This window comes from Streptomyces sp. NPDC096324, assembly GCF_044763015.1.
In the GTDB taxonomy this organism is placed as follows: Bacteria; Actinomycetota; Actinomycetes; order Streptomycetales; family Streptomycetaceae; genus Streptomyces.
The window spans coordinates 614111-626552 of record NZ_JBIWFK010000003.1 but is presented as its reverse complement, the minus strand read 5'-3'; the positions used below and the strand labels follow the sequence as shown (position 1 = coordinate 626552).

At 72.0% G+C, this 12442-nt stretch carries 11 protein-coding genes and 1 pseudogene; 9 read left to right on the top strand and 3 right to left on the bottom strand.

The window, feature by feature from the left end:
- Window positions 1-17: 17 nt before the first annotated feature.
- The 4 genes from ACIQ7M_RS10090 to ACIQ7M_RS10075 all read left to right on the top strand — a co-directional run bounded on the left by ACIQ7M_RS10090 (window position 18) and on the right by ACIQ7M_RS10075 (window position 4134).
- Window positions 18-1088 (top strand): M4 family metallopeptidase, encoded by a 1071-nt coding sequence (locus tag ACIQ7M_RS10090; protein ID WP_403641929.1) that lies wholly within the window; start codon window positions 18-20, stop codon window positions 1086-1088.
- 55 nt (window positions 1089-1143) lie between these two features.
- Window positions 1144-1410, top strand: a complete 267-nt coding sequence (locus tag ACIQ7M_RS10085) for a protealysin inhibitor emfourin (protein ID WP_389839096.1) — start codon at window positions 1144-1146, stop codon at window positions 1408-1410.
- A 160-nt stretch (window positions 1411-1570) separates the two neighbouring features.
- Window positions 1571-2875 (top strand): GH1 family beta-glucosidase, encoded by a 1305-nt coding sequence (locus tag ACIQ7M_RS10080; protein ID WP_355764396.1) that lies wholly within the window; start codon window positions 1571-1573, stop codon window positions 2873-2875.
- Window positions 2872-4134 (top strand): MFS transporter, encoded by a 1263-nt coding sequence (locus tag ACIQ7M_RS10075; protein ID WP_355764399.1) that lies wholly within the window; start codon window positions 2872-2874, stop codon window positions 4132-4134. Before ACIQ7M_RS10080 ends, ACIQ7M_RS10075 begins: the two co-directional genes overlap by 4 nt.
- A 65-nt stretch (window positions 4135-4199) precedes the next feature.
- On the opposite strand, the gene ACIQ7M_RS10070 is transcribed toward ACIQ7M_RS10075, so the two are convergent.
- Window positions 4200-5078 (bottom strand): NAD-dependent epimerase/dehydratase family protein, encoded by an 879-nt coding sequence (locus ACIQ7M_RS10070; protein ID WP_403641923.1) that lies wholly within the window; start codon window positions 5076-5078, stop codon window positions 4200-4202.
- A gap of 119 nt (window positions 5079-5197) precedes the next feature.
- Between ACIQ7M_RS10070 and ACIQ7M_RS10065 the strand changes: the two genes are divergently transcribed.
- The 4 genes and pseudogenes from ACIQ7M_RS10065 to ACIQ7M_RS10050 form a co-directional block, all read left to right on the top strand.
- Complete coding sequence (locus ACIQ7M_RS10065) at window positions 5198-6040, top strand: helix-turn-helix transcriptional regulator (RefSeq protein WP_403641920.1); 843 nt, start codon at window positions 5198-5200, stop codon at window positions 6038-6040.
- A gap of 324 nt (window positions 6041-6364) precedes the next feature.
- Complete coding sequence (locus tag ACIQ7M_RS10060; protein WP_355764407.1) at window positions 6365-6841, top strand: hypothetical protein; 477 nt, start codon at window positions 6365-6367, stop codon at window positions 6839-6841.
- Window positions 6842-7157: 316 nt separating this feature from the next.
- Window positions 7158-8486 (top strand): beta-xylosidase, encoded by a 1329-nt coding sequence (locus tag ACIQ7M_RS10055; protein ID WP_386977479.1) that lies wholly within the window; start codon window positions 7158-7160, stop codon window positions 8484-8486.
- 127 nt (window positions 8487-8613) lie between these two features.
- A pseudogene (locus ACIQ7M_RS10050) lies at window positions 8614-9636 on the top strand (WxL protein peptidoglycan domain-containing protein); the annotation flags it as partial.
- Here ACIQ7M_RS10050 and ACIQ7M_RS10045 read toward each other — a convergent pair.
- Entirely contained in the window at window positions 9533-9871 is a 339-nt protein-coding gene (locus tag ACIQ7M_RS10045) for a P-II family nitrogen regulator (protein ID WP_355764412.1), read from the bottom strand. The pseudogene ACIQ7M_RS10050 and the gene ACIQ7M_RS10045 sit on opposite strands and share 104 nt — an antisense overlap.
- Complete coding sequence (locus ACIQ7M_RS10040; protein ID WP_403641916.1) at window positions 9868-11175, bottom strand: ammonium transporter; 1308 nt, start codon at window positions 11173-11175, stop codon at window positions 9868-9870. Before ACIQ7M_RS10040 ends, ACIQ7M_RS10045 begins: the two co-directional genes overlap by 4 nt.
- A 235-nt stretch (window positions 11176-11410) precedes the next feature.
- Here ACIQ7M_RS10040 and era point away from each other — a divergent pair, with 235 nt between their 5' ends.
- Window positions 11411-12403: a GTPase Era gene (era, locus tag ACIQ7M_RS10035; protein ID WP_403641913.1), complete on the top strand. Its 993-nt coding sequence runs from the start codon at window positions 11411-11413 to the stop codon at window positions 12401-12403.
- The last annotated feature ends 39 nt before the right edge of the window (window positions 12404-12442 follow it).

Sequence of the window (12442 nt, the reverse complement as noted above, 5' to 3'; positions counted from 1 at the left end):
GTGCAAGGGTGCCGGGCATGACGACCAACGGGGGCTTCGAGCCCGTCCACTGCACCATCGTTCCGCCCCATGTCCTCGACAAGCTCGCCCGGCACGAGGACCCCGCGCTCTCCGGTCCCGCGCGCCAGACCCTGGAGCGCGACGCGTACGAGCGCACCCACCGCCGGCTGACCACCGTCATCGGCGCGCCCGCCGTCGCCGCGCCGCCGGGGGCCGACGACCACGCGCCGCACCGCACGATCTACGACGCCCGCCACCGCCAGGACCTCCCCGGCAGGAAGGTCCGCGGCGAGGGCGACAAGCCCGGCAAGGACGCCACCGTCAACCGCGCGTACGCAGGCCTCGGCGCGACCTTCGACCTCTATCTGAACGCCTACGGCCGCACCTCGATCAACGGCGACGGCCTGCCGCTCGACGCCACCGTGCACTTCGACAAGGACTACAACAACGCCTTCTGGAACGGCGAGCAGATGGTGTTCGGCGACGGCGACGGCGAGATCTTCCTCGACTTCACCCTCCCGGTCGACGTCATCGGCCACGAGCTGACCCACGGCGTCACCCAGTACACGGCGAACCTCGCCTACTTCGGCCAGTCGGGCGCCCTGAACGAGTCCATGTCGGACGTCTTCGGCTCGCTGATCAAGCAGTACACGCTCGGCCAGACCGCAGGCGAGGCCGACTGGCTGATCGGCGCCGGGCTGCTCGCCCCGCGGGTCACCGGCACCGCGCTGCGCTCGATGAAGGCACCGGGCACCGCGTACGACGACGACGTGCTCGGCAAGGACCCGCAGCCCGGGACGATGGACGGCTACGTCCCCACCAACCGGGACAACGGCGGCGTCCACATCAACTCCGGCATCCCCAACCACGCCTTCTACCTCGTCGCGCAGGCCCTCGGCGGCCACGCGTGGGAGCGGGCGGGACAGATCTGGTACGACGTACTGACCGGCGGGGAACTGCCGGAGGGGGCCCTCTTCTCGGACTTCGCGCGGCTCACCCTCGCCGCGGCGCGGGTCCGGTACAACGAGGGGGAGGAACTGCAGGCGGTGTCCAAGGCCTGGGAACAGGTCGGGGTGCCGTCCGCGTAGGCCCGGCGGAAAGTGTCGTAGCGCCGGGCGCCCGACTCCTACTGGACAGGACCCCATGCGTATCGAAGTGCGGCGTACGGGCGGGTTCGCGGGCATCGAGCGCCGTGCCGAGGTGGACACCTCGGCACGGCCCGACGCCCCCGAGTGGCACGCCCTGGCCGAACGGGCGCTCGCCGCCGGACGGGACACACACCCGGCCGGCGTCCCGGACGGCTTCCACTACGAGATCACCGTGGACGGCAGGACCGTCCACGCCGCCGACCCGGCACTCACGGAGGACCAGCGCGAGCTGATCTCCCGGGTCTTGAAGGAGGGCGCCTGAGGACGGCGTATGAACGGGGGCGCATGAAGGGGGCGGCATGAACGAGGCGGCATGAACAGGGCGCACGGAGGGGCTGCACGCAGGGGGAGCCTGAACACGGCCGTCCGCGGGTTCGCACCGACCCGTTGACTTCCGTTACCGCGGGTACAGATGATCGCGCATGGCGACGAACCCGCTCCCCCAGTTCCCGTCCGGCTTCCTCTGGGGCGTGTCCACCTCGGCCCATCAGATCGAGGGGGCCGTGGACGAACGCGCCCCCTCCGTGTGGGACACCTTCACCGCCGGGCCCGGTCACATCAAGGACGGCTCCACGGCGGCGGTGGCCTGCGACCACGTCCGCCGCTACCCCGAGGACGTGGCGCTCCTGGCCGGCCTCGGCGTGGACGCGTACCGCTTCTCCATCTCCTGGCCCCGGGTGAACTCCCCCGGCGGTCTCGACTTCTACGACCGCCTGGTCGACGCGCTGTGCGCGGCCGGCGTACGCCCGGTGCCGACCCTCTTCCACTGGGACCTGCCGGCGGAGCTGGACTGGGCGGACCGGGACACCGCCGAGCGGTTCGCCGCGTACACCTCGGTCGTCGCGGAGCGCCTCGGCGACCGCGTCAAGAAGTGGATCACTCTCAACGAACCCGCCGAGCACACCCTGCTGGGGCACGCCCTCGGCGCGCACGCGCCCGGCAAGCAGCTCATGTTCGACGCCCTGCCGGTGGCCCACCACCAACTCCTCGCCCACGGTCTCGCCGTACGGGCACTGCGCGCGGCCGGGGCGGGCGACATCGGGATCGCCAACTCGCACGGCCCGACCTGGGCGGCCTCGGACCGCACCGAGGACGTCGAGGCGGCCGACTTCTACGACCTCCTGCTCAACCGGCTCTTCGCCGACCCCGTCCTGCTGGGCCGCTACCCCGACGGCATCGACGCGTTGATGCCCGGCGACGTCGAGTCCGACCTGAAAATCATCGGAGAGCCGGTCGACTGGTACGGGATCAACTACTACCAGCCGACCAGGGTGGGTGCCCCCGAGGGCGCGGAGATCGAGTTCGGCGGCCTCACCCTGCCCGCCGAACTGCCCTTCACCGTGAAGGAGCTGGAGGGGTATCCGGTCACCGACTTCGGCTGGCCCGTGGTGCCGGAGGCGCTCACCGAGCTGCTCACCGGCTTCCGCGAGCGCTACGGCGACCGGCTCCCGCCCGTCGTCATCACCGAGAACGGGTGCAGTTACGACGGCATCGACGACCAGGAGCGGATCACCTTCCTGGACGGCCACATACGGGCGCTGCACGGGGCGTTGGAGCAGGGCGTCGACGTCCGCGGCTATTTCGTCTGGTCGTTGATGGACAACTTCGAGTGGGCGGAGGGGTACGCGCGCCGCTTCGGGCTCGTGCACGTCGACTACGACACCCTGGAGCGGACCCCGAAGGCCTCGTACGGCTGGCTGCGGGACGCCCTGCGGGCACAGAGATGACCGCGGCCGACCGGGTCGCACCGCCGTCCGCGCTCGCCGAGCCCGTCGAACGGGTGGGCCGGGGCTGGACGTCCGCTCTCTCGCTGGCCAACGGGGCGATCTGGGTGGGCTGGTACGGCCCGCTGCAGATCCTCCTCGCCTCCCAGGCGGAGGACTTCGCGCCCGGCACCGGCATGTCCAAAGAGACGATGCTGGCCTGGGTGACGGGTGCGGGCGCGGTCGTCTCGCTGGTCGCCAACCCGCTCTTCGGCGCGCTGTCCGACCGGACGACCGCGCGATGGGGCCGCCGGACGCCGTGGATCGTGGCCGGAGCGGCCGGGGGCGCGCTGTCCCTGCTGCTCCTCGCGGGCGCGGGCGGCGTGTGGACGATGGCGGCGGGCTGGTGTCTGGTCCAGCTCACCCTGAACGCCGCGTTCGCCGCGGTCACGGCGGCCGTGCCCGACCGGGTGCCGCGGCTCCAGCGCGGCAGCGTGGGCGGCTGGCTGGGCGCGGCACAGATCCTCGGCGTGGTCGGCGGCACGGGGCTCGCGACGGTGGCCGGGGGCACCGGCGGCGGGTATGCGGCGTGCGCGGTGTTCACGCTGGTCGGCGTCCTGCCGTACGTCCTGCGCTTCGAGGACCTGCGGCTCCCCGAGTCGGCCCGGCCGCCCTGGTCGGGGCGGGAGTTCCTCGCCTCCTTCCGGCTGAGTCCGCGCGAGCACCCCGACCTGGCGTGGGCCTGGCTGACCCGCTTCCTGATCAACCTCAGCAACGCCCTCGTGCTGCTGTACCTGCTCTACTACCTGCGCGACCGGCTCCACCTCGACGACCCCGAGCAGGGGGTTCTCGTGCTCACCGCCGTGAACGGGATCACGCTTCTCGCCACGGTCGTGGTGGGCGGGGTGTGGTCGGACCGGCTGGGGCGCCGCAAGCCGTTCGTGATCTGGTCCGGCGTGCTGATGGCGGTGGCCACGGCGGCGCTGGCCTCTTGGCAGACCTGGCCCGGCGCGATCGCCGCCGCGGCCGTCCTCGGCGTCGGCTTCGGCGTCTTCACCTCCGTCGACTTCGCCCTGATGACCGACGTGCTGCCCAAGGCCCTCGACCGCGGCAAGGACCTCGGCGTCATCAACATCGCCAACGCCCTTCCCCAGGTCGCGGCCCCGGTCCTGGCCGCCCCGATCGTGACCTACCTGGGCGGTTACCGGGTCCTGTACCTGGTCGCGGCGGTGATCGGCCTCGCGGGGGCGGTGCTGGTGGTGCGGATCAAGGGGGTGGACTGAACCGGTGGCGGACCGAACCGGCGGCGCTCACCGGGGCGGGCGCCGGGAGGGGTCCGCCGGGCGGGTCACAGGGCGCCGGCGTCGCGGGCCGTCCACAGGGACGGGTACACCGGGCGGAAGCCCAGGTCGTGGCGGATGCGGTCGGTGGACACGATGCCGTTCCAGGGGTCCGGGTCGGTGCGCTCGTACAGGGCGGGCGGCACCTCGACGCCGTTGATCCGGTGCAGGTCGACGGTGGTGACGGGGGCGTCGTCGGCGATGTTGTAGACCGGGGTGCCGCCCACGCCAGGGGCCTGGAGCAGCCGGAGCAGGCCCTGGGCGACGTCGGCGTGGTGGACCATCTGAAGCCGCTGGGTGGCGGCCCACCGCCCGGCCCACCTCAGCGAGGCGGCGAGATGCGGGTCGCCCTCCCCGTACACGAAGGGGAGGCGGCCGATCCGGACCTCCATGCCGCCCTCCAGGGCGAGCAGACCCCGCTCCGCCTCCGCCTTGGAGGCCGGGTAGGCGCCCCACATCTCACCGCCCGGCACGCTCGGGTCGTCCTCGGTGAGCGGCCGGCCCCGGCCGGTCCCGTACACCAGGTTGGTGCTGACCTGCACGAACCTGCGCACCCCCGCGGAGACGGCGGCCCGGCCCAGTTCCAGCGCGGCGTCGCGGTTGACCGCCCAGGCCTCGTCGTCCGGAACGCCGCGGAAGGCGGCCGCGATGTTCACCACCGCCTCCACTCCCACCAGGGCCTTGCCCAGCGTCTCCGGGTCGCGCAGGTCCCCGACGGCGATCTCCGGCCCGAGGCCGGTCGGGCCGGTGAGCCCGGCGAGGGCCGTCGCCCGGGACTCGTCGCGGACCAGGATCCTCACCCGGTCGCCGGCGGGCGCCGCTCGCAGCAGGCGGGGGACGAAACGGCGTCCGACCTCGCCGGTGGTTCCGGTCACCAGTGTCAGCATGATGTGTTCCTCTCGTCGGCCTCCACCGTCCCCCCGTGCCGGGCGGGGCGGGAGAGACCTCCTGATCCGGGGACCGGCGATCCCTGGATAAGACCGGGGGCCTGCGTCACCCTGGAGAGGTGGACCGATCCGAGACAGCCGACTTCCTGCGCCGCGGCCGGGCCCGTCTGGAGCCCTCCGACGTGGGGCTCCCGGCCGGCTCCCGGCGTCGCACCCCCGGCCTGCGCCGCGAGGAGGTGGCGGCGCTCGCGGGCATGTCCGTGGACTACTACACCCGGCTCGAACAGGCCCGCGGGCCGCGCCCCTCCCGTCAGATGCTGGGCGCGCTGGCACGGGCGCTGCGGCTCACCGGCGACGAGCGGGACCATCTGTTCCATCTGGCCGGCGAGGAACCGCCCCGTGCCGCGGGCGCCTCCTCGCACGTGCGCCCGGGACTCCTGCTGATCCTCGACCGGCTGCACGACGCGCCCGCCCAGGTCGTGACCGACTACGGCGAGCTGCTCGCGCAGAACGCGATGGCGGCGGCGCTGACGGGCCAGGCGGAACCCGGGCGCAATCTCGTGCGCCGGTTCTTCACCGACCCGGCCGCCCGGTCGCTCTTCCCGCCCGAGGACCGCGCCGAGCACGCCCGCTCCCATGTCGCCAACCTGCGCGCGGTCACCGCGGCCCGCCCCACCGACCCGGCCCCGGCCGCCCTGGTGGCCGAACTCCGCGCCAGGAGCGAGGAGTTCGCGGAGCTCTGGGAGTCCCACGAGGTCGCCGTACGGCGCTCCGCGACGAAGCGTTTCCTGAACCCCACGGTCGGCCTGCTGGAACTCGACTGCGAGATCCTGCTCAGTTCCGGCGACAACCAGCTCCTCGTCGTCCACACGGCACGCCCGGGCACCGAGTCCCACGAGCGGCTGCGGCTGCTGCGTGTGGTGGGCCTGCAGGATCTCGCTCCCACCGCCGGCCGGCGGTGACCTCCCGGTCCGGGGAGCCGGGTCATCGGCGGACCGCCCGCCCGGGTCCAACTTCGGCCACTTTTATCGACCGTTGAAGGAAAGGGCTCCCTTCCCTTGCAATCGCGAGGCACCCGCGCCTCAATGGGAACCGCACATTCCGACGGACCGTCGGACACGCCTCCGCACGGCGTCCCGCACCCCCACACGCGGACGGTCCGCGTACACGTCTCCCCGCACCCTCACCGGGCACAGAGGTGAGGAGCCCGTGTGCCCGGACCAGGGCGGACGGCTCCGTCCCGACCATCCCCACATGGCAATTCCCCCACAAGGGAAGGGATTTCGATGAGAGGCAAGCGACTCGCAACGGTCTCGGCGTTAGCCGCCGGCACCCTCGCCGCGACCGGTCTGGCCTTCGCGCCGGCCGCCGCGGCCGTCACTCCCCAGACGGCCACCGTCAACGCGACCTGCACCATCGGTGGCGGCGGCGCGGCCACCCTCACGGCCACCCAGGACGGCACGGCCGCGACCATCACCCTCAGCTCGACCGCCATCACCGCCCCGATCCCGATCGCCGCGAACTCGGTCACCTCGACGCTCTCCCTGGTGAACGCGAGCGGCGGGACCACCGCCTTCAGCGGCAAGAAGAACCCCGCGATGGCGATCGGCAGCGGAGTCTCGGTGGGCCCCCTCGACGGCACCGTCGCCTCCGGCGACAGCCTGGAGCTCTACGGCGGCTCGCTGAAGATGACGATCTTCGGCATCACCATCACCTGTACGGCGGACGCACCGCAGTCCCCGGGCCCGTTCGTGTTCGACTGATCCGCCGATCCAAGGATCCGCCGATCCACTGATCCACCGATCCACTGAGCCGCGGATCCACCGCTCCACGACGCGAAGAGGGCCGGTGCCGCCCGCGCGCAGCGACACCGGCCCGGCTCCCCGCGGCCCCGCAATCTCCGCGCCGAGCAGCAACTCCGCTCCGCGGGAACCTGGTTGGTGACCATGACAGAAACTGATGGTCCATCAGTCGCTGCGCCGGGTCTCCATTGACTTCTCACACGACCGGCACATCAATGTCCCCCTGTCGGCGCAGACGAGCCGCTGCGCCCGCATCCCTCAGGAGGGGGCAACAGCCATGTCAACCACGGGTCCGACAACCCGAAGACGCCGCCTCGCGGCACTGCTCGGGGCGACCGTACTCGCGCTCACCGCGGGAGGTGCGCTGGCCGCCCCGGCCGGCGCCGCTGCCGTGAACGTGGACTTCGCCACGCACTGTATTCCGCCGGCGATCGCGGGCCTCCCCCCGATCGACGGCACCACCACCGCCAAGATCACGGTGGACAACGCCAGCCCCAAGGTCGGCGACACGGTCACCGTGACCTACACGGTGGTCACACCCGCCGCGAGCAACCCCACCGACCTCGCCCTGCCGGCCGACATCATGACGCCGACCGGCAAGGTCACCGTCGGCGGTGCGCAGACGGCCAGCGTCACGGTCGCGGGGCCCAAGAAGAACGACCCGGTGCCGGGGCGAGGCGCCTTCCCGTCGTTCTCCATGACCGGCACGTTCACGGTCACCGCTCCCGGCGCGATCACCCTCTCGCCCGGCGACTACAACATCCACACCAGTTACATCCTGGAACTGGACACCCCGTGCACGGTCACCAATCCGCCCGCCCCGGTGTCGGAGACGGTCACCGCGACCGGCGGAGGACAGACCAACACCCGGGCCATCCAGCTCGGTTCGGCCTCCGGCAACCCCGGTGACAGCGTGACCGTCACCGGCAGCGACTTCACCCCGGGTGCCAGCGTCACCCTCGCCGGACGGTCCGGGGCGACCCAGACCGCCGACACGGCGACCGTGACCGCGAACGCCCAGGGCTCCTTCAGCGGCTCGCTCGTCGTCAACGACAAGACGACGACCGGCGTGGTCGCGTACGAGGGAGGAAGCTGGGACCCGGACACCGGAGCCGGTCCCGCCGCCTATGTCGTCATCGACAACACACCCGTCCCCGACGGCAGTCAGAAACTCACCACCACGGTGAGGGCGGGAACCCTGTCGATGACCCAGGCCGGGGACGCCGTCGCGCTGTCGGCGGTCGACTACGGCACGGGCGGTGCCTCCACGGGCGCCCTCCAGACGGTGACGGTCAAGGACTTCCGCGGCGGGCCCGCGGGCTGGTCCCTGACCGGCAAGGTCACCGACTTCACCGGACCCGGCGCGAAGATCGGCGCCGGTGCCCTGAGCTGGACCCCGGCCTGCACCACCAAGGCCGGCAGCCCGAGCACCTGCCAGGCCGGTTCGTCCGGCACGGTCGGCACCTCGGGAGCGACCCTGGCGTCCACCCCCAACGGGACCCTCACCGGTGGTGAGTTCACCGTCGACGCCGGACTGTCGCTGAACGTGCCGGAGTTCACGCCGCCAGGCTCCTACTCCGGTGTGCTCACGCTGACGCTGAGCTGACCGGTCCGACCTTCGACCGGTCGTCCGCACCCCCGTGGCCGGGCGCGCACCCGCCCGTCCACACAGGGGAGTTCACGCACGACGAGAGCCGCCAGTCCGCCGATGCCGTCCGCGGGGGTCCGCACCCATGCGCAAGCCGTACGCCCTCCTCCTGAGCGTGTTCCTGGTCCTGCCCGCCCTCGTGGCCATCCTGGCCACGCCCTCGTACGCGGCCGACAACGGAAGCTGGTCGGTCTACCCGGTCTCCTCGCGCATCGCCGAGCGGCCCTACTTCTATCTGTCCGCCGACCCCGGCCAGACCCTCCGGGACAAGATCACCGTCACCAACAAGACCGGCTCCCCGCTGACGTTCCGGCTCTACGCGGCCGACGCCTACAACACCGCCCGCGACGGCGGTTTCGCCGTCCGCACCCTGGCGGAGAAGCAGCGCGGGGTGGGGGCCTGGGCCGAGCCCGCCCGATCCCGGGTCACCGTGCCCGCGCACGGCCACGTCACCGTGCCGTTCACGCTCCACGTCCCGGAGGGGGCCGAACCCGGCGACCACCCGGGCGCGCTGGTGGCGCTCGACGAACGCATCGAGAAGGGCTCGGGCGCCCTCTCGGTCGGGGTGCGACGAGCCGTCGCCGCCCGGGTCTACCTCCGCGTCGGCGGGCCCACCGTCCCCGCCCTCGCCGTGGAGAAGGTGCGCCTCACCCACCACCAGCCGCTGATCCCCGGCATCGGATCCGGCTCGGCCACCGTCTCGTACACCCTCCACAACACGGGCAACGTGACGCTGAACCCGAAGGTGCGGCTGAGGGCCGAGGGCCTCTTCGGGCGGACGCTGCTGTCCCGCGAGCTCGCGGGCATCCCCTCGGAACTGCTCCCCGGCCAGCGGGTCCGGCTCACCGCGCCCTGGCACGGGGCGCCCCAACTCGACTGGGGCGACGTGACGTTGACGGCCAGCGCGCCGGGCACCCGGGAGTCGGCGAGCGTGTCGTTCCTCGCACTGCCGTGGCTCGTGGCCGTACTGGTGGCCTTCGCGTTCGCCGCGGCCGCGGTGACGCTCAGAGTGCGTCGGGCCCGCGTTCGCCCGTCCGTACCCGTACGACCGTCTCCACGGGTACGGACCACACCTTTCCGTCTCCGATCTTTCCGGTCTGCGCGGCCCTCACCACCGCGTCGATGACCGCGTCGGCCACCGCGTCCTCGACGACGACCTCGATCCGGACCTTGGGTACCAGGTCGACCTGGTACTCGGCGCCGCGGTACACCTCGGTGTGCCCGCGCTGACGCCCGTACCCGCTGGCCTCGGTGACGGTCATCCCGTGCACACCGAGCTCCTGCAGGGCGGACTTGACCTCGTCGAGTCGGTAGGGCTTGACGATCGCGGTGATGAGCTTCATGCCTGGGGCTTGACCTTCTGCGCGGCGGGAAGGGACGACGACACCGGGGCGCCGTGGCCCAGGACCCCGTGATCGTAGGCGCTCTCGGCGTGCACCGTAAGGTCCAGGCCGGTCCGCTCGTGCTCCTCCTCGGCCCGCAGCCCCATGAGCCGGTCGATGACGCGGCCGATGCCGTACGTGGCGCCGAACGCGTACGCCCCGACGGCCACCACGCCGACGAGCTGCCGGCCGAGCTGCCCGAGACCCCCGCCGTACAGCAGCCCCTCGGCCCCGCCGGTCATCCCGTGGACGGCGAAGACGCCGATGAGCAGCGTGCCGATGACACCGCCGACCAGATGCACGCCGACGACGTCCAGCGAGTCGTCGTAGTTCAGCTTGAATTTCCAGCCCACGGCGTACGAGCAGACGGCACCGGCGGCGAGCCCGACCGTGAGCGCGCCCAGCAGGGACACCACTCCGCACGAGGGGGTGATGGCGACCAGACCGGCGACCGCGCCCGAGGCCGCGCCCAGCGTGGTCGGGTGGCCGTCGCGGCGCTGCTCGACGAGGAGCCAGCCGAGCAGGCCCGTGCAGCCGGCGGCGAGGGTGTTGAGGAAGGCCGCCGCGGCCAGACCGTTGGCGCCGAGGGCGGACCCGGCGTTGAAGCCGAACCAGCCGAACCACAGCAGACCGGCGCCGAGCATGACCATCGGGAGGTTGTGCGGGCGCATGGCGTCCTTCTTGAAGCCGAGCCGCGGTCCGAGCACCAGGCACAGAGCGAGGCCGGAGGCTCCCGAGGTGATCTCGACCGGCATACCGCCCGCGAAGTCGAGCGCGCCGAGGCCGTCACGGATCCAGCCGCCCGGGCCCCACACCCAGTGCGCGACGGGAACGTATACGAGCAGCGCCCAGACCGGCACGAACACGAGCCAGGCCCCGAACTTCGCCCGGTCGGCGACCGCCCCGCTGATGAGCGCGGCGGTGATGATCGCGAAGGTGAGCTGGAAGGTGGCGAAGAGCAGGGTGGGGACGGACCCCTGCACGCTGTCCGGCCCGAGCCCGGCCATCCCGGCGTGCTCCAGACCGCCGACGAGCCCGCCGAACGCGTCCTCGCCGAAGGCCAGGGAGTATCCGGCGGTCAGCCACACCACCGTGACCAGGGCGATCGACACGAAGCTCATCATCAGCATGTTGAGCACGCTCTTCGCGCGGACCATGCCGCCGTAGAACAGGGCGAGCCCTGGGGTCATCAGGAGCACGAGCGCGGTGGCGGCGAGCAGCCAGGCGGTGTCGCCGGTGTCGATCCGGGAAGCGGCCAGGGTCACGGTCTCTCCAACGGAGTGGGGGGCACGGGCGGGGCGTCGTCAGAGCGTCGTGGGCCCGCGTTTCCGGTTGCGCACGCCCGCGTTTCCGGGGTGTTTCATTGCGCCGTGATTACCGAATCCTCACCGTGGAGGTGATCGGCGCCCGGCCCCGGACCGCCCCGCGCGCGGGAAGCGGAACGACAGCTTCACGGGCGTCGGACGGCTTGGTACGGCGGGCACCCGACGATCAGGGACAATGGGCGCCATGAGCGTTCGCAACCAGTCATCCGAGCCGTCGAAGGACAGGGGCACCTCCGGCGCCCTCGACCCGGTGGAGAGCCACCGCGCCGGCTTCGCCTGTTTCGTGGGCCGCCCCAACGCGGGCAAGTCCACCCTCACGAACGCTCTGGTCGGCCAGAAGGTCGCGATCACCGCGAACCAGCCGCAGACCACGCGTCACACGGTGCGCGGCATCGTGCACCGGCCGGACGCGCAGCTGATCCTGGTCGACACCCCCGGCCTGCACAAACCGCGCACGCTGCTGGGTGAGCGGCTCAACGACATCGTCCGCACCACCTGGGCCGAGGTCGACGTGATCGGCTTCTGCCTGCCCGCGAACGAGAAGCTCGGTCCCGGCGACCGGTTCATCGCGAAGGAACTGGCGTCGATCAAGAAGACGCCGAAGATCGCGATCATCACGAAGACCGACCTCGTCGACAGCAAGACGCTCGCCGAGCAGCTCATCGCCATCGACCAGCTCGGCCGGGAGCTCGGCTTCGAGTGGGCCGAGATCGTCCCGGTGTCGGCGGTCGGGGACAAGCAGGTGGGTCTGCTGGCCGACCTGATCGTCCCGCTGCTGCCGGAGGGGCCCGCCCTCTACCCCGAGGGCGACCTGACGGACGAGCCGGAGCAGGTCATGATCGCGGAGCTCATCCGCGAGGCCGCGCTGGAGGGCGTCCGCGACGAGCTTCCGCACTCCATCGCCGTCGTGGTCGAGGAGATGCTGCCGCGCGAGGACCGTCCGGCCGACAAGCCGCTCCTCGACATCCACGCCTTCGTCTACATCGAGCGCCCCAGCCAGAAGGGCATCATCATCGGCCCCAAGGGCAAGCGCCTGAAGGACGTCGGCATCAAGTCGCGCAAGCAGATCGAGGCCCTGCTGGGCACGCCGGTCTTCCTCGACCTGCATGTGAAGGTCGCCAAGGACTGGCAGCGCGACCCCCGGCAGCTCCGCAAGCTCGGCTTCTGAGGCGGCCCGGAAACGTACGACATCGCCCCGGGGGGATCG